18 protein-coding genes are annotated in these 19,559 nt (G+C 70.0%); 9 read left to right on the top strand and 9 right to left on the bottom strand.

The genetic code is table 11. From position 1 onward, the window contains the following. Positions 1-121: 121 nt before the first annotated feature. On the bottom strand, positions 122-1,297 hold the full coding sequence (locus FHY09_RS04995) for an acetyl-CoA C-acyltransferase (protein ID WP_166924801.1): 1,176 nt from the start codon (positions 1,295-1,297) through the stop codon (positions 122-124). A gap of 177 nt (positions 1,298-1,474) precedes the next feature. On the opposite strand from FHY09_RS04995, the gene FHY09_RS04990 reads away from it, so the two are divergent. Next, positions 1,475-4,360 carry an autotransporter serine protease gene (locus FHY09_RS04990; RefSeq protein WP_166924799.1) on the top strand — a complete coding sequence of 962 codons (2,886 nt, stop codon included), beginning with the start codon at positions 1,475-1,477 and terminating at the stop codon, positions 4,358-4,360. A gap of 37 nt (positions 4,361-4,397) precedes the next feature. On the opposite strand, the gene FHY09_RS04985 is transcribed toward FHY09_RS04990, so the two are convergent. Next, positions 4,398-5,495, bottom strand: coding sequence for a Glu/Leu/Phe/Val dehydrogenase (locus FHY09_RS04985; protein ID WP_166924797.1), 1,098 nt, complete (start codon positions 5,493-5,495; stop codon positions 4,398-4,400). 369 nt (positions 5,496-5,864) lie between these two features. On the opposite strand from FHY09_RS04985, the gene FHY09_RS04980 reads away from it, so the two are divergent. Beyond that, a complete protein-coding gene (locus tag FHY09_RS04980; RefSeq protein WP_456362712.1) occupies positions 5,865-6,902 on the top strand; it encodes an HDOD domain-containing protein in 1,038 nt (345 codons plus the stop codon). Position 6,903: 1 nt separating this feature from the next. Here FHY09_RS04980 and FHY09_RS04975 read toward each other — a convergent pair whose 3' ends face one another. From FHY09_RS04975 to FHY09_RS04965, 3 genes are all read right to left on the bottom strand, one after another. Further along, complete coding sequence (locus FHY09_RS04975; protein WP_166924792.1) at positions 6,904-8,472, bottom strand: phospholipase D family protein; 1,569 nt, start codon at positions 8,470-8,472, stop codon at positions 6,904-6,906. An 85-nt stretch (positions 8,473-8,557) separates the two neighbouring features. Continuing rightward, a complete protein-coding gene (locus tag FHY09_RS04970; RefSeq protein ID WP_166924790.1) occupies positions 8,558-9,265 on the bottom strand; it encodes an RNA pseudouridine synthase in 708 nt (235 codons plus the stop codon). A 55-nt stretch (positions 9,266-9,320) separates the two neighbouring features. After that, positions 9,321-9,818: a M48 family metallopeptidase gene (locus FHY09_RS04965; protein ID WP_166924788.1), complete on the bottom strand. Its 498-nt coding sequence runs from the start codon at positions 9,816-9,818 to the stop codon at positions 9,321-9,323. A gap of 61 nt (positions 9,819-9,879) precedes the next feature. Here FHY09_RS04965 and FHY09_RS04960 point away from each other — a divergent pair, with 61 nt between their 5' ends. Then, a complete protein-coding gene (locus tag FHY09_RS04960; RefSeq protein ID WP_166924786.1) occupies positions 9,880-10,437 on the top strand; it encodes a DUF2058 domain-containing protein in 558 nt (185 codons plus the stop codon). Positions 10,438-10,511: 74 nt separating this feature from the next. Continuing rightward, complete coding sequence (locus FHY09_RS04955) at positions 10,512-10,778, top strand: DksA/TraR family C4-type zinc finger protein (protein WP_166924784.1); 267 nt, start codon at positions 10,512-10,514, stop codon at positions 10,776-10,778. Between the two features lie 18 nt (positions 10,779-10,796). Here the strand turns inward: FHY09_RS04955 and FHY09_RS04950 are convergent, their stop codons facing one another. The 3 genes from FHY09_RS04950 to FHY09_RS04940 all read right to left on the bottom strand — a co-directional run bounded on the left by FHY09_RS04950 (position 10,797) and on the right by FHY09_RS04940 (position 13,320). Beyond that, entirely contained in the window at positions 10,797-11,390 is a 594-nt protein-coding gene (locus FHY09_RS04950; protein WP_208407626.1) for a mechanosensitive ion channel family protein, read from the bottom strand. 168 nt (positions 11,391-11,558) lie between these two features. Beyond that, complete coding sequence (locus FHY09_RS04945; protein ID WP_166924780.1) at positions 11,559-11,741, bottom strand: hypothetical protein; 183 nt, start codon at positions 11,739-11,741, stop codon at positions 11,559-11,561. Between the two features lie 217 nt (positions 11,742-11,958). Continuing rightward, on the bottom strand, positions 11,959-13,320 hold the full coding sequence (locus FHY09_RS04940) for an Hsp70 family protein (protein ID WP_166924778.1): 1,362 nt from the start codon (positions 13,318-13,320) through the stop codon (positions 11,959-11,961). Between the two features lie 136 nt (positions 13,321-13,456). Here FHY09_RS04940 and FHY09_RS04935 point away from each other — a divergent pair, with 136 nt between their 5' ends. From FHY09_RS04935 to FHY09_RS04915, 5 genes are all read left to right on the top strand, one after another. Then, positions 13,457-13,792 (top strand): zinc ribbon domain-containing protein YjdM, encoded by a 336-nt coding sequence (locus tag FHY09_RS04935; RefSeq protein WP_166924777.1) that lies wholly within the window; start codon positions 13,457-13,459, stop codon positions 13,790-13,792. A gap of 146 nt (positions 13,793-13,938) precedes the next feature. Next, positions 13,939-14,541: an HD domain-containing protein gene (locus tag FHY09_RS04930; protein ID WP_166924775.1), complete on the top strand. Its 603-nt coding sequence runs from the start codon at positions 13,939-13,941 to the stop codon at positions 14,539-14,541. 81 nt (positions 14,542-14,622) lie between these two features. Next, on the top strand, positions 14,623-14,796 hold the full coding sequence (locus FHY09_RS04925) for an oxidoreductase-like domain-containing protein (protein ID WP_166925501.1): 174 nt from the start codon (positions 14,623-14,625) through the stop codon (positions 14,794-14,796). Positions 14,797-14,804: 8 nt separating this feature from the next. Next, a complete protein-coding gene (locus FHY09_RS04920; protein WP_456362711.1) occupies positions 14,805-15,410 on the top strand; it encodes a DUF998 domain-containing protein in 606 nt (201 codons plus the stop codon). An 80-nt stretch (positions 15,411-15,490) separates the two neighbouring features. Then, positions 15,491-16,858, top strand: coding sequence for an AcvB/VirJ family lysyl-phosphatidylglycerol hydrolase (locus tag FHY09_RS04915; protein WP_456362710.1), 1,368 nt, complete (start codon positions 15,491-15,493; stop codon positions 16,856-16,858). Between the two features lie 20 nt (positions 16,859-16,878). Here the strand turns inward: FHY09_RS04915 and mprF are convergent, their stop codons facing one another. After that, positions 16,879-19,443: a bifunctional lysylphosphatidylglycerol flippase/synthetase MprF gene (gene mprF, locus FHY09_RS04910; protein ID WP_166924771.1), complete on the bottom strand. Its 2,565-nt coding sequence runs from the start codon at positions 19,441-19,443 to the stop codon at positions 16,879-16,881. Positions 19,444-19,559 lie beyond the last annotated feature (116 nt).

Below are 19,559 nucleotides of genomic sequence, written 5' to 3'. Positions count from 1 at the left end.
AGGTGAATCCTCGTCGTTAGATTAGGCAACGCGCTAGTGCGCGCCGACAACATGATGACAAGCCACGAATGACTGTCAAGCGAAGGCGCATTCAGTTTTGAGAAACGCAGGTTAACTTCAATCAAATCAATTCGATGGCGATGGCCGTCGCTTCGCCGCCGCCGATGCAGAGCGTTGCGATGCCGCGCTTGCCCCCACGCGTGCGCAATGCGTTGACCAGCGTGACCACCAGGCGGGCACCCGAGGCGCCGATCGGATGACCCAGCGCGCAGGCGCCACCATTGACGTTCAGGCGTTCGTGCGGGATGCCCAGTTCGCGCATGGGCGCCATGGCGACCACGGCGAAGGCTTCGTTGATTTCGAACAGATCCACAGAATCCAGGGTCCAGCCCGTGCGTTCGAGCAGCGCATGGATCGCGCCGATCGGTGCGGTGGTGAACCACTCCGGCGCCTGCGAATGGGTGGCGTGGCCCACGATGCGGGCCAGCGGCTGCAGGCCCCGGGCGGTTGCATCGTCCTCGCCGAGCAGCACCACGGCGGCGGCGCCGTCGGAGATGCTCGAGGAACTGGCCGCGGTGACGCTGCCATCCTTCTTGAACGCCGGACGCAGGGTCGGGATCTTCGCCACATCCGCGCGCGTGGGCTGCTCGTCGGTGCTGATCTGCACCTCGCCCTTGCGGCCGCTGACGGTGACCGCAACGATCTCATCGGCAAACGCGCCATTGGCCTGCGCGGCCTGCGCGCGGCGCACCGACTCGATCGCGTAGGCGTCCTGCTCTTCGCGGGTGAACTGGTACTTGTCGACCGCAGATTCGGCGAACTCGCCCATCGCCTTGCCGTCGTAGGCGTTGACCAGGCCGTCGTGGGCCATGTGGTCCACCGCCTGGAAATTGCCGAAGCGGTTGCCGGTGCGCGAGTTGGGCAGCATGTGCGGCGCGTTGGACATGGATTCCATGCCGCCGGCGACCACGATCCTGGCCGAGCCGGCCTTGATCAGGTCGTGCCCCAGCATGATCGCTTTCATGCCCGAACCGCAGACCTTGTTGAGCGTGGTGGCCCCGACGGCCAGCGGAACACCGGCGGCGATGGCCGCCTGGCGGGCAGGTGCCTGGCCAAGGTTGGCCGGCAGCACGCACCCCATGATGACTTCGGAGACGTCGCTGGCAGGCACGCCGGACTGTTCCAGTGCGGCGGCGATCGCCGCGGCGCCCAGGGTCGGCGTGGGGACGCCGTTGAACTGGCCGAGGAAGGAGCCAATGGCGGTGCGCTTGGCAGCGGCGATGACGATGTTGGGCATGGCAATCTCTTGTTGCGTGAGCAAGTTCAGGATGGGAAACGGCGCGGCGTTGGAACGCGTCACGATTCCCGGCAGACTGCGTGGGGGACGCTCAGTATAGAGCCAGCCCGTGGTGGCCGGGCTTGCCTGTCCCGGCTGCATGACCCGTCATGGACAGCGCCAGTGGGGGATACGCGGATGAACCAGCAGGACGTTGGGCGATCGATCTTGGCTTCGGCACTGGCGCTGGCGCTCACCGCCTGCGGCGGCGGCGGTGGCGGTGGGGGAAATGTGCGCGTCGATCCGCCCCCCGCGCCACCGCCCGCCACGCCGCCGCCACCGGTGCCGCCGCCGGTCACACCGCCGCCCACCACGCCCGAGCCGCCGCGGCCCGCGCAGCCCACGCGCCAGGGGCATCTGCAGGCGATCAACGCGTTGGGCCTGCAGGAAACCGGCCGCGGCGTGCGGATCGGGGTGGTGGATTCGGGCGTCAACCGCGTCCATCCCACCCTCGCCGGTCGCGTAGTGGCCAGCTACGCCTATGTGGACCCGCAGGCCAACGATCTGCGTCGCGATGATGTGGTCGGGCATGGCACCACGGTGGCCGGCCTGGCCGCAGGTGGCACCTGGAACGGCGCGCAGATGGGGGTCGCGCCGGGGGCTGAAATCGTCTCCGCCCGCATCATCGCCGACCGGCGTCCCGCCGATGATGGTTCGGGAAACGGCAACGCGGTCAGCGGATCGCTGGGCCTGGCACGCGTGCACCAGGACCTGGTCAATGCCGGCGTGCGGGTGATGAACAATTCGTGGGGCGGGCTGTACTGGACCGATCTGGCCACCACGGCCGCCATCGCGGCCGAGTACCGGCCCTTCATCGCGCAGAACGGCGGGCTGGTGGTGTTCGCTACCGGCAACGAGGGCCGTGCCGATCCGTCCAACATGGCGGCACTGCCCAGCCGGCCGGGCGTGGGGGGCGGGCAGCCGGCGGCGGACCTGCAGCGTGGCTGGCTGGCGGTCACGGCAGTGGACACGGTCAACCCCACCGAGCGTGCGGCCTACGCCAATGCCTGTGGCGAAGCGGCGGCGTACTGCCTGGCGGCGCCGGGCACGGCCGTGTATCTGGATCCGCAGGCGACCACCGCGGCAGGCAGTAGCACCGACCTGTTCTACGGCTGGGGGACGTCCTACGCCGCACCGCTGGTGTCCGGCGCGGCGGCCGTGGTGTGGGAACGCTTCCCGTATTTCAGCAACGATCTGGTCCGCCAGACGCTGCTGGGCACCGCACGTGACATCGGGGCGCCCGGCGTGGACCCCGTCTTCGGCCAAGGCGTGCTGGATGTCGCGCGTGCGTTGCAGGGGCCGGCATCGTTCGGCTGGGGCGATGTCACGGTGAATGTCGACCGGCTCGGCCTGGATTCGGTCTGGCGCAACGACATCAGTGGTACCGGCGGACTGGTCAAGCAGGGCCCCGGCGCGCTGGGACTTGCGGGCCGCAACACCTATACCGGTGCGACACGCATCGAGCGCGGCACACTGGCGCTGCAGGCAGCCAGCCTGACCTCCGACGTCACGCTGGTGGCGCAGGCGGGGCAACCAACCGGCGCGGCGCTGCAGTTCATGGGCGGGACCTCGCGGATCGCTGGACGCGTGGATAACGGGGCCAGCGTGATCCTGATCAGTCCGGGCACCAGTGCCCGTATCGACGGCGACTACATACAGCGCGACGGGGCGCAGATGGTTGTCGCCCTGGGCGCGGGGGCGCTCAGCGTGGGCGGCAACGCACGGCTGGAAGGCGGTGGCGTGCTGGTCAACGGCGCGCTGCCGGGCTATGTGCCCGCCGATGGCACGCGCCAGGCCCTGATCCGTGCCGAGGGCGGGGTGTCGGGGCAGTTCAACCAGGCGCCGCTGGGCCAGAATGGCGTGACCCTGCTGCAGGCAGGCTATGGTTACGATGCCAACGCGGCGTGGCTGGAGTTGGCGCGGGTCAGCGTGACCCAGGCCGCGGCGACCGCAGGCTTGGACAGCCGGGCACGGGTCTCCGCGCAGCGGCTGGAACGTGCCTTCGAGCAACTCGATGCCCAGGGCGCTGGGCGCGATGCCGCGCTGGCTGGCGCCGCCGGCCGGCTGCAGGCGGCAACGGGCGGAAACGCGGCGCTCGGCACCCGTCTGGACAGCCTTTCGGGCAAGGCGCATGCCCTGGCGATGCAGGCCAGCTTCGACACACTGCAGGCGGGGCGGCGCGCAGTGGCCCACCGCTTCGGCGAGGTGCAGCAGCGGCCCGCGCTGGGCGGTGCGTGGCAGTCGGCCAATGCCCCGGGGCAGGGCGCATTCGCAGGCAGCCCGGCACCCAGCGAAGGCTTCACCGCCGGGCATGATTTCGCCCTCGGCGCCCACGCGGTGGTGGGTGCCGCCTTCGCGCGGACCCGCAGCGGCGCAGCGCCCGATGGCGGCAACGCGAACCTGCGCGACCGGCAGTTGCAGGCCCAGCTCTATGCCGGCTGGTCGGCAGGCCGCGCCTACGCCCTGGTGCAGCTCGGCCGTGGCACCTATGAGCGCCGCCTGGAGCGGCAGCTGCTGCTCGGCGCGATGCCGGTCGGGGCCGCTTCCCGCTACGGCGGCACGCTTGCGATGGCCGGCGCGGAGAGCGGAGTGCGCCTGGGCGATGCGCGCGCATCACTGACGCCATACGTGGGCATCGAGCATGCGCGCATCGACAACGAGGGGTTTGTCGAAGGGGGCGGGCTGGGGTTCGGGCTGCGCATGCAGGACACCACCCTGCGCCGTACCACGGCGCTGGCCGGGTTGCGCGCCGAACGCAGCTGGGGCGCGTGGCGGCTGCAGGGGTATGGTGAATGGCAGCGGCCGGTGGCAAGCGCGGGGTTCGATGCGCAGGCCAGCTTCACCGGCATCGAAAGCTGGGCACCCCTGTTCACCGGGGAACTGCCTCGTGCCTACGGCATGCTGGGCGTAGCGCTGCAGGCGGATATGGGACGCGGTGGCCGGATGTCGTTCGGCTATGACCGGCGACTGGGCAGTGGCCTTGACGTGGCCCAGGCCGCGCTGCGTTACAGCGCCGGGTTCTGAAACGCATCGGCCGCCCCGGGGGCGGCCGATCTGCGCGTCAGCCTGCGCGCAGGTTGCCCAGTCGCGGCGTGCCGCGACCGAAGGGCATCTTCAGCGTGCCGATGGCATGGATGCGTGCCTCGGCCATGCGGTCGGCCGCACGCTGCGGGGCGATGTCCTCGCGCCGGGACAGCTCGAACACGCGGGTCAGCGTGTGGTAGATGCTGCGGATCAGGCGCATGGCGCGTTCGCGGTTGTAGCCGTCGATCTCCAGCGAAACGTTCATCACGCCGCCAGCGTTGACCGCGTAATCCGGTGCGTAGAGGATGCCGCGCGCGTGCAGTGCATCGCCCACCTCCGGACTGACCAGCTGGTTGTTCGCCGTGCCGCAGATGATCCTGCACTTGAGCCGCCCCAGCGTATCGAGCGTGATGGCGCCTTCCAGCGCGCAGGGCGCGAAGATGTCGGCGTCCACATCGTGGATGTCCTCCACCCGCACCGCCTCGGCGCCATACTCCACCACCGCACGCTCCACCAGCACCGGATCCAGATCGGCGACGAACAGCTTGGCGCCGCGGTCGCGCAGCAGCTTCACCAGTTCCATGCCGATATGGCCCAGGCCCTGCACCGCGATGCGCGTACGGCCCACTTCCTCGTGGCCCAGCTGGACCTGCATCGAGGCCATCATCGCCTGCAGGGCGCCGTAGGCGGTAAACGGGGCCGGGTCGCCGGAGCCACCGTGGACCTGGTGCACACCGGTGACGAACTGGCTTTCCAGGTAGATCTGCTCCATGTCGTTGACATCGGTGCCGACGTCCTCGGCCGTGATGTAGCGGCCGCCCAGGGCGTCGACCTGGCGCCCGAACGCGCGGAACAGCACCTCGCTCTTGTCGGTGCGCGGATCGCCGATGATCACCGCCTTGCCGCCACCGATGTTGAGCCCGGCCAGCGCGTTCTTGTAGGTCATCGTGCGGCTCAGGCGCAGCACATCGGCCAGGGCTTCTTCGGTGCTCGCATAAGGACGCATCCGCACGCCACCCAGGGCAGGACCCAGCGTGGTGTTGTGGATGGCGATGATCGCCCGCAGACCGGCGTCCGGGTTATGGCAGAACAGCACCTGCTCATGGCCGGTGGCAGCGAGGGTTTCAAATAGCATGGCAGCTCCGTTGGCGGGGGTGACGGCGCATGGCCGCCACCTGCGTTCGTCGGTACGGGTGGCAGGATCCAGAAACGAAAAAAGCGACTTCGTCTGTGGTGGGGACGGGTCGCGTGGTGCTCATTCTAGACCAATCGGCGCGCGGCTGCGGCCGGGTGCGCGTTGAACTGCTTAAAGGGGTTAAAGAAGCTGAAGGATGTGCCGATGCTGCTCCGAAGGGCGGCATGCCGCCGGCAACAGGGCGGAGCGGATCATGCGGGAATCGGCAATGCGGGCGCATGGTGCGCCAGGACCCTGCTCCGGGGCCGCAGGGTGATGCGCGCACGGGCGGGTATTCGCCACTGGTGGCAGCGGCTGTGGCGGAAGGACGTGACAGCGGGGCGCGTCGGGCGAGGCGATCCCTGCGCGCTGGCCCCGGCGCCCACGGAAGCGGACGGCGCGCCTGATCCCATCGAGGGAAGGGCGGCGAACGTCCCCCCGGCGCAGGCCGGGCAGCTCCTTGAATCCGGCTTCCTGGCGCTGTCGCTGCAACCGGCGCCAGGCGGCGGGGGTACGCCCGATGCAGTGCTGGTGCAGGCCACCGTGCAGGCGCTGGCGGCACGTGACTGGAGTTCGCGGCACCTGCCGCGACGTCCGCAGCTGTTGCCGCAGCTGATGCAGGCCATCAACGATCCAGATGCATCGGCGCGGCTCACCGCGCGCATCATCAGCCAGGACCCGGTACTGGCAGGCAACCTGCTGCGCATCGCCAACAGTCCGGCGTTCCGGGTGCAGGAACACGCCGTCTCCAGCGTGCACCGCGCCGTGACCCTGGTGGGCACCGAAGGCGTCCGGCAGATCATCAGCGCCGTGCTGGTGCAGCCGGTGATGGACATCCAGTGCACGGTCTTCCCCGACTTCGGGCGCCTCGTCTGGGACCATGCCTTGCTGTCTTCGCGCGCGGCCGCCGACCACGCGCATACGGTCCATCACGCCGATGCGTTCGCTGCGCAGTGGATGGGCCTGACGCAGGGGCTGGGCGCCGTGCTGGTGATGCGGCAGTTGCAACAGACCGCCGCAGAGACGGCGCGCACGCTCGACGCCGCCACCGCCGGAACCGTGCTGATGCAATGGACGTTGCCGGTGGCGCAGCGTGTGGCCGACGCCTGGGAGCTGCCCCAGTCCGTGCATGACGCGCTCGATGGCGGGCATCTGGAGGGCGAACTGGGGCAGAGCCTGCACTTCGCGCGTGCGGCTGCGGCGGCCAGTCTGCTGTGCCGCCATGGCCGCATGGGCCAGAGCCAGGCGACGGCGCTGCTGGAGCAGCTGCCCGGCACGCCGCTGCCCACCGCGCGCTGGATCTGGCGTCGCCTGCATGGCCGGGCCATGGAAACCCTCGCTGATGAACAGGCCCGCGAGCAGGCCTGAGTCAGAGCTGGGATTCCAGCGGCAGCCAGCTGATCACCCGTGCCAGGACGCGCTGCCGCGGACTGCTGTCCGGCTCGGTTTCCAGCCATCGGGCCGGCGCCTGGCGATCCAGCCAGCGCAGGTCACCCCGCGGATCCAGCGCCAGCCACCAGCTCTGCCCGGGACTGGCCAGGTGCAGGTATTCGCGCGTCAGCTGGCGGGCCAGCACGGGGTCGTCGAACACCACGCCCATCTCCGTGTTGACATAGGCCGAGCGCGGATCGAGGTTGAACGAACCCACGAATCCGTGGCGGTCGTCCAGCACGAAGGCCTTGGTATGCAGGCTGGCGCCACTGCTGCCGAAGATGCCCGAGCTGCTGGCCTGGCCGTGTGCCTTGAGCTCGTAGAGCTGCACGCCCGCCTCCAGCAGCGGCGCACGGTAGTGCATGTAGCCGCCATGCACGGCGACCACATCGTTGGCGGCCAGCGAGTTGGTCACCACGCCGACCTGCACTGCACGGGCGCGCATGCCCTGCAGCGCGCGCAGGCCTTCATCGCCAGGCACGAAGTAGGGCGACATCAACAGTGCCTTGTGGCGGGTGGCGGTGAACATCCGGCCGATGTGCGTGACCAGCCAGCCCTGCCGGTCATCGCGGCGGTGCTTCATGGGTGGATCGGACAGGATGTGCACCTGGCCACTCCAGTGCAGCGGTGCGGCGCTGGCCTGCACGCGCCCGCGCGAGGCGGCGACCTCGCGCAGGTAGGGCCTGGCACTCTCGAGCCCTGCTTCGTGTTCGGACTCACGCATCAGCAGGCGCAGCTGGGCAGGCGTATGGAACGCCAGTGCGCTGATCGGTACGGCCGCTTCGCTGTTCCAGAAGTCATCGAAGACCTGGTTGGCCTCCTGCACGGCCGGGCCGGCCACCAGCAGGTCCAGGTCACGGAAGTTGACATCGGGGCGCGCGCTGAAATATTCCTCGCCGATGTTGCGGCCGCCGACGATCGCGATGCGGCCATCGGCGATCCAGCTCTTGTTGTGCATGCGGTGGTTGACCGAAAACACGCGCTGCACCATTTCCACCATCCGCCACAGCCCGGTCCGGTTGCGGAAGGGGTTGTAGAGGCGGATCTCGATGTTGGGATGGGTGTCGAGCGCCATCATCAGGGCATCCTTGTCCTGGGCGTTCATGTCGTCGAGCAGGATCCGCACGCGCACGCCACGCTGGGCGGCATCGTGCAGCGCACGCGCCATCAGGTGGCCGATCAGGTCGTCCTTCCAGATGTAGTACTGCAGATCCAGGCTGCGTTCGGCACGCTCGGTGATCACCGCGCGTGCAGCGAAGGCGTCCAGGCCATCGGACAGGAAGGCCACGCCGGATTGGCCGGGGTGTGCAGCCTGCAGCGCGGTCAGGTCACGGTCGATACGCGTCTGCGCCGGCTGCACGGGCAGCACGGTGGACGGTTCACCGTGCGCGCGTGGGGTGAGGTGGTCGGCAAGCAGCAGGCCGGAAAGCACCAGCAGCACGAGCACGGCCAGGAGCAGGGCAAGCACGCGCAGCGCGCGTCGCCACAAGGGCAAAGGTTCACTCATGCGGTGGATCGTACCCGGTTACCGCTGCAGGAGGGGGCGGCCATGCAGCCGGGCGGGGCCTGGCGTCCGCGTGGCGTGACGCGTTTCAGAAACGTTCGTCGGCGCCGAGATACCGCCAGCTGCCCGGGGCCAGCTTGCCCAGCGACACGCGGCCGATGCGCAGGCGGCGGATCGCCACGACCTGCATCGACGCGCCGGCACACGCTTCGCGCAGCATGCGCGGATGCAGGCCCTTGCCCGCAAACCGCAGGCGCTGTTCGCTCTGCCAGCTGATCTTGCAGCCGGGCAGGGTGCGGCCGTTCTCTTTCAGCCCGGTCTGCAGGCGGGCCACATCCCACATGGCGCGCTCACCCTGGATATCCACGAGGAATTCCTGCTCGGTGCGGGCAAGCTGCTGCTGCAGGTGGCTGATGATCAGCGGATCCTGGCTGACCACCACCAGCCCGCTGTCCGCCGCCGGCAGCGCAGCCGCCAGCTGCAGGCCATGGAAATGACGCTGCAGCGGGCGTACGTCGGCCGCATCCAGCGGGCTGCGCGTTTCCGGGGTGACCTGCGCGCTGAGCGTGTGGGCCGCCGCGTCCACAGGCTTGGCCAGCAGCATGGTCACCCGTTCGGTCTTCTCATCGCGGGCGGCCGGATCCATTTCCACCGTTTCGGTGGTGACCTGGGCCTGTGGCTGTTCCACCACCTGGCCGTCGACCCGCACCCAGCCGCCTTCGATGTAGCGGCGGGCTTCGCCGCGGGGACAGCCGAGCAGTTCGGCCAGGCGCTTGTCGAGACGGGTAGGGAGCATGGGGACGGGAACCTCCGGGGGGCGGGCAGTGTACCTGCCAGCGCGCCCGCACGCCTCAGCCGGCCCGGTGCGCCAGCTCGGTCAGGTACAGGCGGGTATCGAACTCCAGCTGCATGTAGTCCGGCTCCATGTGCTGGCACAGCTGGTAGAAGGCCTTGTTGTGGTCGGCTTCCCTGAGGTGGGCCAGTTCGTGCACCACGATCATGCGCAGGAAGGCGGCCGGTGCCTCGCGGAAGACCGTGGCCACGCGGATCTCACGACTGGCCTTGAGCCGGCCACCGTGCACCCTGGAAACCGCGGTGTGCAGGCCGAGTGCATGCTTGACCGCTTCCAGCGTGCTGTCATAGCAGACCTTGTGCAGCGGTCCGGCCTTGCGCAGGTAACGGTCCTTCAGTTCCTGGGTGTAATCGTAGAGCTGGCGGTCGTTGCGCACGGCGTGCGGCTCGGGGTAGCGGCGCTGCAGCAGCGCGCCCAGCCGGTCTTCGGCAAGCAGCTGGCGGACCTGCGCCTGCAGTGGCTCGGGATAACCGGCCAGGTAGTTCGGCGGGGGCATGGGGCAGCCGGGGCTCCGGTATCATGGGGGCCCCTACGATAGACCAGTTGCAGGCAGGATCATGGCAAAGCCCAACGCGCTGCAGGAACAGTTGCTCAAAGCCGGCCTGGCGAAGAAATCGCAGGCCAGTGCAGCGGCCCGCGAGCAGGCCAAGGCCCGCCAGGGCAAGGCGCCGGACGCTTCGGCGGAGATCCAGCGCGAGGCCGAACGGGCGCGGCAGGAGAAGATCGACCGTGACCGTGCGATCGCCGCCGAGCGCAACGCGCAGCTGCGGAGCGGGGAGCTGAAGGCACAGGCGCGGCAGATCATCCAGGCCCACGCCGTGCCGCACGTGGGCGAGAGCGAATACCGGTTCAGCGAGGGCAGCACGATCCGCACGCTGTACATCGACGCCAACCTGCGCAAGGCCCTCGCCGCCGGCGCGCTGGTGATCGTGGCCCATGGCGAGGGCTTCGCGGTGCTGCCCCGCGCGGCGGCGGAGAAAGTGCGCGAGCGCACGCCGGAAGCCATCGTGGTCGACCATGGACGCGCCGGCGACACCGGCGTGGCGTCCACCGGCAACGCCGAGGACGATGCGTATTACGCCCAGTTCCAGATCCCCGACGACCTGGTCTGGTAAGCCCTGCCCGGGGCACGACCTGGCCCTCACCCGTCTGGTCCTAAGCTGACCTCCCTACACGACGGAGAATGGCCATGGCCACCGGATGGGCGGGCGATGGTGCGGTCCAGGACCAGATCGATGCGACGGTGGACGATGCCATCGCGCGCGCGCGGCGGCAGTTGCGCGAAGGCCCCGGCCTGGAGAACTGCGAAGAATGCGGTGCCCCGATTCCAATGGCGCGGCGCCAGGCGGTGCCTGGCGTGCGCCTGTGCGTGGCCTGCCAGCAGGCGCATGACGAAGACGAGCACGCCAACAGCGGCTACAACCGCCGCGGCAGCAAGGACAGCCAGCTGCGCTGACGGGCTCGGACCGTGGCCTCAGCCGTCGCCCTGGATGCCGCCCGGGGCAGTGGACGGATCGCGCCAGCGGCGCACGGTGCGCTGGAAGAACAGGTTGTTCGGCAGCTGCAGCACGGTTCCCTCGTGGCCTTCGCCGGTTTCCTGCAGCGTGGTGTAGATCAGGTTGACATCGATCACGCGGCCCTTGAGCCCGGGTTTCTCACCGTTCTCGAGGACCTCGATGTAATCGTAGAGCCGGAACGGCCGCGTGGTGAAGATCAGCAGCGTGCAGAAGATGTTCGACAGCACGCTCCAGGCGGCGAAGAACGCGACCGCACCCACGGCAGCAAACCCGGTGAACGCACTCCACAGCACGGTGGCGGAGGTGCCGAGCACATGCAGGGCGACCATCAATGCGGCGGTATAGATCACGGCCGTGGTGATCCGCCTGGCGCCCATCACCATTTCCGCCGGCAGGGTGTAGTGCTCGGCGAAACGGCGGATCAGCCGGCGCGCGATCAGGCGCAGCAGCAGCGCGGCCAGTACGGTGAGCACGAGCAGCAGCGCGGTCTCGATGTGCAGCAGCCACGCATGCGTCCAGGTCGGCAGGTACTTCTCCATCACTACATCCAGGCAACGCGGGGCCGCTGATTTTACCCCTCGACCCGCTGCCACGTGGTGCCTGTACCGCCCTCAGGCCGTGCAACAGGGGAATGAGACTGAAATGGCGCGCAGGTCCGTGTGGAGCGCAGGCGCGTGTTGCCGGCCGCGGCGGTCGATCCGCCGCGGTCGCCGGGCCGGTCAACCGGCCTTGCGCAGCGCCCAGGTGGTGCCGAGCACTTCGATCTTGCCACCGGCCTTGCGGAAGTTGGCCAGGTCCGCCGCGATGCTGTCGCTGCTCACTGCGCCGGTGCTTGCCGCACCCTTGCGTTCAGTGCGGATGGTGGTATTGGCCTTCGCCGGGGTCTTTGCCTTGCGGGGCATGATGGCTCCTGTCAGGTAGGGGAAGGGTGCGGGGCGGGCAAACGGCCCGGCGCGATGGGATGGCGCCACAAGGGCGACGAGACGCGGGTTCGCGACCACATGGATCGGGGCATCCGGCGCGAATTCAAGCTGCACGAAGGGACTCGCCGCGGGGCGAACGGGAAGTGCGGCTGAATGTCAAGCCTGTGGAGTGTACCCCAGAAGCGGTCGAACTGGCTTAACGGGCGCCCGCAGCGGCCCAGGCCAGTCCCTGCACGACGCCGAAGGAAGCATCCCCATGGACCTGGCGGGCGCCCGGAAACGCCTCCGCAACGGCCGCACGCAGGTAGCCGGCGCGTGACATGCCACCGGTCAGGAACACCGCGGCGGGGTCGCCGCCGATATCCGTCCGCACCTCGGCAAGCAGAGCGCGCAGCTGGTCCAGGTAGCTGCGTGCGGCTTCGCCCAGCCCCTCGGCGGAATTCTCGGCCTGCAGGCCACGCTCGATGAAGGGCAGGGCGCTGGGGTGTGCGGCGGCACTGCTCAGGCCGATCTTCGCGCGCTCTACTTCCCGGTACAGGCGCGCGGTGTTGCCGGTTTCCTGCAGGGCCTGCAGGCGAGGCCCGAACGGTGCGTCGACGTGGTCGTAGCGGTGCTGGCGGAAATCCCGCTGCCGGGTCATGTCCTGCACCGTGGCCGCTTCCACGTAATGGTGCGTGGGCACGCGGGTGATGCCACGGCCGAGCAGCGGCATGAAGCTGGCCAGGCTCAGTGCCAGATCGATGTCGGTGCCACCGCGTGCGATGCCCCAGGCGCGGTGGATGCGCGGTGCGCTCGTGCCGCCCACGTGGGCGTGGGCCACGTCCGTGGTGCCGCCGCCGATGTCCACGATCACCGCATCGTGCATCTCGGCGCTGGTGGCGTGGTAGTGCATGGCCGCGGCCGCCGGCTCTTCCATGAACGCCACGGCATCGAAGCCGGCCGCGATCGCCGCTTCTCGCAGGATCGCCAGTGCCTGGTCATTGCCGGCCTCGCCGATCGAGCTGCGGAACTGCACCGGGCGCCCGAGCAGGGCGTCACGCACCGGCTCACCGAGCTGCGCGCTGGCGGTGAGGCGGATGTGTTCGAGGATGTGCGTGGCGATGCCGGTGATGGTCTGCCGCGCGCGGGGGTGCAGGTTGAAGCCCAGCATGGACTTGGGGCTCTGCACCAGGTTGCCCTCGTCTTCCTCGAAATAGGCTTCCAGCGCAGCATCGCCGTAGACGGCGTTCTGCAGCAGCTGCGAGGAACTGCGGGGTTCGCGCATGCGCGTTTCCATCCACTGCCGCCGCAGCACGCGCAGCGCGTCGCGGCGCAGGGCCTCGGGTGCGCGCTGCTGGCCGGCGGCCCGCGCCTGACGGGCCAGGCTGTCCTCCAGCTGCTGCAGTTCGTGCTCCTGGCCCGGGTCCGGCTGGAAATCGCCGGGATCCTGCATCACGCCGGGGAAATACACCGTCGTGCGGAACTGCTCGGCATCGCCGAAGCGGATCGGCTCCACGCGGCCCTCGCGGACCACCGCAGCGGCCGAGTTGCTGGTACCGAAATCGATGCCCAGGCGCATGGAGGCGTATCCGCTTGATTCGAGGGCCGCGCACTGTACCGCGCCAGCCGGCCGCGCGGTAGGCCTGCCGGTGGGCCGTGCCGCCGCGTGCCGGCGGTTAAACTAGGGCTTGTCTCCCACGTTTCCAGGTTTTCCCATGTCCGCTGCCCCCGCCTGCCCGCAATGCACGCTCGAAAACACCTATCCCGATGGCGCGCTGTGGATGTGCCCGGACTGCGGTTACGAGTGGACGGCCGAGGAGGGTGACGCCTCCGGCGTGGTGGTCCGGGACAGCAACGGCAACGTGCTGCAGGCCGGCGACACGGTGACGGTGATCAAGGACCTCAAGGTCAAGGGTTCATCCATTGCGTTGAAGCAGGGCACGGTGATCCGCAACATCCGGCTGGTCGAGGATGACGCCGAGCACATCGAAGGCAACTCGGAGAAGATCAAGGGTCTGGTGCTGAAGACCTGCTTCCTCAAGAAGGCCTGAGCCGGTCCATCCACACGCGGTGTGGACCATCGTCCGGCAAAGCTGTGCATAAGTGGCGGGCAGCCCCGCGTGATGGGCGCCCGCAGCCCGTGATCAAAAAATGACCAGGACTTGTCGCCGTGGTGCCCAGCGGCGATGCTGGGCCGATGGATTTCCAGCCGCTCACCCTGCCTCCGCCGCAATGGCTTGCCCTGCAGGCGGCGTACGCAACGCCACCGCGCAGCTACCACCACTTCGGCCACGTCCGCGCCCTGCTGCAGCACTGCCAGTGGGTGCAGCAGGTGTCGGGCTGGCGGCAGCCGGCTGAGATCCAGCTGGCGGTGCTGTACCACGATGCCGTGTATGAGAGCGGGCGCAAGGACAATGAGGTGCGCTCGGCCGAGCTTGCCGCCGACAGCATCGCGCGCTGGCTGCCCGATGCCGGCCTCGACGTGGCGCGCGTGCGTGAGCTGATCCTGCTCACGGCGCGCCACGGCACGCTGGAGCCCGCCGACGTGGATGCCGAAGCGGCGCTTTTCCTGGACTGCGACATGGCCATCCTCGGCGCACCGCCGGCGGTGTTCGATGCCTACGACCGCGGTGTGGCCGAGGAGTACGCCGGCACGGTACCGGCACTGCTGTACCGCATGGGCAGGCGACGGTTCCTGAAAGGGCTGCTGGCCCGCCCGCGGATCTATCTGAGCGAGCTGTTCCATGCGCGCCTGGACGCCCCGGCGCGGGCTAACCTCCGACGGGTGCTGGCAGGCTGAATCCGGGCCGCTACACTGCCACCGTCCCCGCTGCGGCCAGAGCCCGTGTCTGTTTACGAATCGAATCCTCCCGCATCCGGGCTGCCCGGCCACGCGGATGATCCACGCCCGCTGCCGCCGGAGGAACCCGGCCCCAACGAGTGCTGCGGCAGCGGCTGCCCGCTGTGCGTGCTGGATCTGTACAGCGAAGAGCTGCAGCGCTATCGCCAGGCGCTCGCCGCCTGGCGCCTGCGCCATCCGGAGCAGGCGCCCTGAACAGGCCGTTGCTGCGCGCGGCGTATGCCACGGTGATGGCGGGCGGGTTGTGTTTCCTGGCGGTGGCTGCGTTCACCCAGTTCGCCCGGAGTGACCTCGATATCAGCCGTGACACGCTCAGCCTTTACCTGCACGGACCCTGGGGCCTGACGCTGCGCTGCATGTATGGCCTGTTGGCCGGTTCGGTGATCGTGCTCGGCGCTGCGCTTTACCGCCACGCCAACGGGCCCCGGCGCAGTGCGGCCGCGCCACTGCTGTGGGGCGTGGCCGCGCTGGGCCTGCTGGGCGTGGCCGTGGGCGACAGCTGGCTGCCCGGTTACGCGCCGCTGGTGTGGCCGTTGGTGCACGGTGTGTCCGCGATGACGGCGTTCCTCTGTGCCGCGGTCGGCCTGTTGCTGCAGGCCTGGTACCTGCGCGTGGCCCCGGGGTGGGAACGCTGCGGTCGCGTGCTGTGGGGATGGGCGTGGCTGGCCTTCGTACTGCTGTGGGGCCATGTCCTGCTGCGCGAGGCGCCCCGCGGCGCGGGCCAGAAACTGGTGATCGTGGTGATCGTCGGTTGGCTGCTCTGGGCGGCGTGGACCGGTTGGCGCACGGCACGCCGCACGCCGGGCTGAGCACGCGTCGGCCTGTGCGCGCCGTCGCGGTGCGGCAGGCGTATCGTGTGCCCACTGCACCAGGAAAGAGCGTGATGGGGATGATCGGGAGAACGTGGACGACCGCTGTGGTGCTGATGCTGGCCGGCGTGCTGGCGTCGCCTGCGGTGTGCGCGGCGACTCCGGGCGAGGGCGCGCAGACGGTCTCGCACGGGCGATTCGTGGACGCACGCGTGCTGGCGCCTTCGCAGCCGCAGCGGGTGGTGATCTGGTTCCGCGGCAGCGACGGCGCGCGGCACGATGACACGCTGCTCCAGGGCCTGCGGCGCGAGGGCGCGCTGGTCGCCGTCGTGGACACCGGTGACGTGCGCGCGGCGCTGGCCCGCGAAGGGGCGGGGGGCTGTGCATTCGGAATCGGGGATGTCGAGAATTTCTCGCGCTGGCTGCAGGCGTGGCGGCATCTGCCGGACTACCGCCTGCCGCTGCTGGGCGGGGATGGCGAAGGCGCCGCGCTGGCCTACGCGCTGGCCGCGCAGGCCGACGCGGGCAGGATCGCCGGGCTGCTTACGCTGGGCTTCCGGCCCGGCCCGGCGCCGGCGCTGCCCGTCTGTGGCCCGGCCATCGCCGCCGGTGCGCTGCGTGCGGTACCGCTTGCGCGGCCGTGGCTTGCCGCCGCCAGGGGCCCGGGCGGCGCTGCAGACAACGACCCGGCACTGGGCGCCTTCCAGCAGGCGATTGCGCTGGCGCGCCCGATCCGGGCCACGCGCCGCGGCGATGCCGCCCCCGGCCTGCTCGCGGCAGCGCGTGTGCTGGGCGCCGCGCACGGCGTGGGCACGGCGCCGCCGCCGGCCGCACTGCAGGGACTTCCGGTGGTGGAAGTGCCGGCGCAGCAAGCGGGCGACACCCTGGCGGTTTTCCTGTCCGGTGACGGCGGCTGGGCCGGGCTGGACAAGGACGTGGCGGCGGCCCTGGCGGCGCAGGGCGTCTCCGTGGTCGGGCTGGATTCGCTGCGCTATTTCTGGACCGCGCGTACGCCGGCCGGCGTGGCCGCCGACCTCGAGCGCATCGCGCGCCACTACCGCGCGCAGTGGCGGCGCCCGCGCGTGCTGCTGATCGGCTTCTCGCAGGGCGCCGACGTCCTGCCGGCGAGCATCAACCGCATGGATCCCGCCCTGCGCGCGGACGTGGCGCGCATCGTGCTGCTGTCCGTCGGGCGCCGTGCGGCGTTCGAGTTCCATGTCAGCAACTGGCTCGGCGGCGGCGACGATGGCCTGCCCATCGCGCCGGAACTGCAACGGCTGCCGGCAGATCGCACCTGGTGCGTGTACGGCGCCGAAGATGCCGATGCGCTCTGCCCGGACCTGCCGGCCGACACGGTACAGCGGCTGCGCCTGCCCGGCGATCACCACTTCAACGGCGACCATGCGCGGCTGGCCGAGGTGATCCTGCAGGGCCTGCCGCCGCGCTGACGGTGGCGGCGCGGGTGGGTTCAGTCCGGCCGGCGTGGTTCCAGCGAAATCAGGCGGGTGGCATCGAGCAGCGCCGCCGGGAGGTGCACGCCCCCCGGAGCGGCCAGGTAGCGCGGCCGCCAATGGGGCGCGAATTTGGATTTGAAACGGCGCAACCCGGTGAACCCGTAGAAGCGCTCGCCGTGGCGTGCGAGCAGGCCGGCGAACCGGTTCCAGCGGCCCGCCAGCCGGTGCTCGGCAAGGCCGGACAGCGGCGCCATGCCCAGTGAGAAGCGCTCGTGGCCATGCGCCTGTCCCCACAGGAACAGCTCGATGAAAAGGAAATCCATCGTGCCCTTCGGGGCATCCGGCAGATGGCGCATCAGGTCCACCGACAGTTCGCGTCCGGCGGGCGCCTCCCACAGGTTGGCGAAGGCCACGATGCGTCCTTCGGCCTCCACCAGTGCCATCGGGAAACGCTGCAGGTAGCGCGCGTCGAAGCTGCCGAGCGAGAAGCCCTTTTCCTCGCCGGCCTTGTCTTCCAGCCAGGCCGCGGAGACCTCGGACAGGGCGGGCAGCAGCGTGGCAACGTCCGCCGCCGTCACCACGCGGAAGCTCAGTCCGGCGCGTTTGCCACGATTCCACGCCTGCCGCAGATCGGCGCGGTCGCGTCCTTCCAGGGTGAAGCCGGTCAGCGGCACGATGGCCTCCTCCCCCAGCTTGACCAGGCTCAGGCCCATATCAAGGTAGGTCTGCCAATAGGCTTCGCCGGCCTGGTAGAACACCGGCCGCAGTCCGAGCCGGTCGGCTTCCTCGCGGAAGCGCCAGATCAGCGCACGGGCCACCTCCGGTGGTCCCACCGGGTCGCCCATGGCGATCAGCGAGCCGCCATGCCGCTGCATCATCACGAAGCCGCGCCGGTCAGGGTCGTGCAGCACGGCCTTGTCCGCGGTGAGCACCAGCAGCGCCTGGGTGTCATGCGCAGCGGCGAGCACGGGCAGGAGCGACTGCAGCGTGGCCTCGTCCGCCGGCGGCAGTGGACTGCGCGCGCTGCGCAGCAGCCGTGCCATGCCGAACACGCTCACCGCAATGGCCACCAGCAGCAACGCGCGCAGTGCGCGCGGCGCATTGCCGGAGAGCGCGAACTGCCACCACAGCTCGTGCTGGTACTCCACATGGCTGTAGACGAAGAACAGCAGCCACACCACGGCCACCAGCACCACCGCGACATTGCGCAGCCACGTCCAGGTCCAGGCCTGGTCGAGCAGTTGCCCCTGCCGGTAGAACTCACGCCGCGCCGCCCACAAGGCAGCGGCCACCAGCAGCGCGGCCACTGCGAGCACCGGTGCGCCGCCGCGGATCCAGATTGGCAGCGGCGCGAGCACGCACACCGCCAGGGCAAGCAGCCAGGCGGCGTGGCTGCGACGGGCCAGTCCCTGGCCGATGAGCAGCAGCATGACCCCGCCGAGGCTGCCGAGCAGGTGCGAGGTTTCCAGCAAGGGCAGCGAGGCATCGATCAGCTGGCGGTGCGGCGTTGGCAGCGTGCCTTCGACCAGCAGTGCGGCGCCCATGCCGAACACCGCCAGCGCGGTGATCTGCGGCAGCCACGGCCGCAGCGCGTTCCAGCCCGCACGCGAGGCCTGCGCGCCACCGCGCAGCGGCGTACGCAGTCCGGCGGCCAGTGCAAGCACCGTGGCCGCCAGCAACGGCAGCACGTAGTAGGTCACCCGGTAGACCAGGGCGGCGGCGAGCACGGCGGCCGGCGCGGTCTGCGGCAGGAGTTTGAGCAGGCTCCATTCGAACACGCCGAGCCCGGCCGGGACGGTGGAGACAAGCCCGGCGACCACCGCCACCAGATACAGCCCGATGAATCCCGGCAGGCCGGCCGGCGTGGAGTCCGGCAGCAGCACGTAGAGCGCGGCACCGGCAAGGACCAGCTCCACCACGCTCAGCGCGGTGACGCCGAGCATCGTGCGCCGGCCCGGCAGCCACAGCGCATGGCCGCGCAGGGCGAAGGTACGCCCCGCGCGGCCGACCCGCAGCAGCGTGACCCCGAACGCCAGCAAGGCCAGGACGCCGATGCAGCGAATGGACAACGCACTCAGCGGCAGCGCGAGCGCGGCGGCGGTCGGCTCCATCACGAACGCGGCAGCAAGCAGCAGCCACGCACCGAACACGAAGCCGAGCGTGCTCATCAGCACCACCTGGCCGATCTGCGCCAGGTCCAGGCCGGCACTGCGGTAGCCACGCAGCCGCACCGCACCGCCGGTCAACGCGGCAAAGCCCACGGTCTGCCCGACAGCATGGGCAAGGAAGGCCGTGATGCCGATGCGCAGGGGCGCCACGCGCACGCCACTGCGGTGCAGGCCGATGGCATCGAAACCGATCAGGCAACCGTAGCTGGCCAGCCCAAGCAGCACGGCAAGCAACAGCTGCCCGTTGCCGAAGCCCTGCAGCGCCTGGCGCACGGCACGGTAACCATGGAGGTCGAACTGGCTGGCCAGGCCGTGCAGGGCAAGGGCAAGGATGGCCAGCGAGGCCAGGACGGGCGCGCTGCAGCGCAGGCGCAGTACGAAGGAGGAGGCCGGCGCGGTGGGAACGGTCATCGTGTGGTGCGGAGGAGCGAGGGAGTATCGCGGTGCAAAGGGTGCGCCTGTGCGCGGTGCTTGGCTAGGGGGCCGTGCATGGCTGTTGCCGCGGGTTCGGGAGGCGGTGGGCAGGC

Source organism: Xanthomonas sp. 60 (assembly GCF_011761925.1).
The sequence above is the reverse complement of the archived record's forward strand: the minus strand, read 5'-3'. Positions and strand labels throughout refer to the sequence as shown.

What these genes read in the sequence shown, in the direction of transcription:
- FHY09_RS04935 (WP_166924777.1), top strand. Translation starts at nt 13,457, where the DNA reads ATGTCCGCTGCCCCCGCCTGCCCGCAATGCACGCTCGAAAACACCTAT.
- FHY09_RS04965 (WP_166924788.1), bottom strand. Translation starts at nt 9,818, where the DNA reads ATGCCCCCGCCGAACTACCTGGCCGGTTATCCCGAGCCACTGCAGGCG.
- FHY09_RS04995 (WP_166924801.1), bottom strand. Translation starts at nt 1,297, where the DNA reads ATGCCCAACATCGTCATCGCCGCTGCCAAGCGCACCGCCATTGGCTCC.
- FHY09_RS04930 (WP_166924775.1), top strand. Translation starts at nt 13,939, where the DNA reads ATGGATTTCCAGCCGCTCACCCTGCCTCCGCCGCAATGGCTTGCCCTG.
- FHY09_RS04945 (WP_166924780.1), bottom strand. Translation starts at nt 11,741, where the DNA reads ATGCCCCGCAAGGCAAAGACCCCGGCGAAGGCCAATACCACCATCCGC.
- FHY09_RS04975 (WP_166924792.1), bottom strand. Translation starts at nt 8,472, where the DNA reads ATGAGTGAACCTTTGCCCTTGTGGCGACGCGCGCTGCGCGTGCTTGCC.
- FHY09_RS04990 (WP_166924799.1), top strand. Translation starts at nt 1,475, where the DNA reads ATGAACCAGCAGGACGTTGGGCGATCGATCTTGGCTTCGGCACTGGCG.
- FHY09_RS04960 (WP_166924786.1), top strand. Translation starts at nt 9,880, where the DNA reads ATGGCAAAGCCCAACGCGCTGCAGGAACAGTTGCTCAAAGCCGGCCTG.
- mprF (WP_166924771.1), bottom strand. Translation starts at nt 19,443, where the DNA reads ATGACCGTTCCCACCGCGCCGGCCTCCTCCTTCGTACTGCGCCTGCGC.
- FHY09_RS04985 (WP_166924797.1), bottom strand. Translation starts at nt 5,495, where the DNA reads ATGCTATTTGAAACCCTCGCTGCCACCGGCCATGAGCAGGTGCTGTTC.
- FHY09_RS04970 (WP_166924790.1), bottom strand. Translation starts at nt 9,265, where the DNA reads ATGCTCCCTACCCGTCTCGACAAGCGCCTGGCCGAACTGCTCGGCTGT.
- FHY09_RS04940 (WP_166924778.1), bottom strand. Translation starts at nt 13,320, where the DNA reads ATGCGCCTGGGCATCGATTTCGGTACCAGCAACTCGGCCGCTGCGGTG.
- FHY09_RS04955 (WP_166924784.1), top strand. Translation starts at nt 10,512, where the DNA reads ATGGCCACCGGATGGGCGGGCGATGGTGCGGTCCAGGACCAGATCGAT.
- FHY09_RS04915 (WP_456362710.1), top strand. Translation starts at nt 15,491, where the DNA reads ATGATCGGGAGAACGTGGACGACCGCTGTGGTGCTGATGCTGGCCGGC.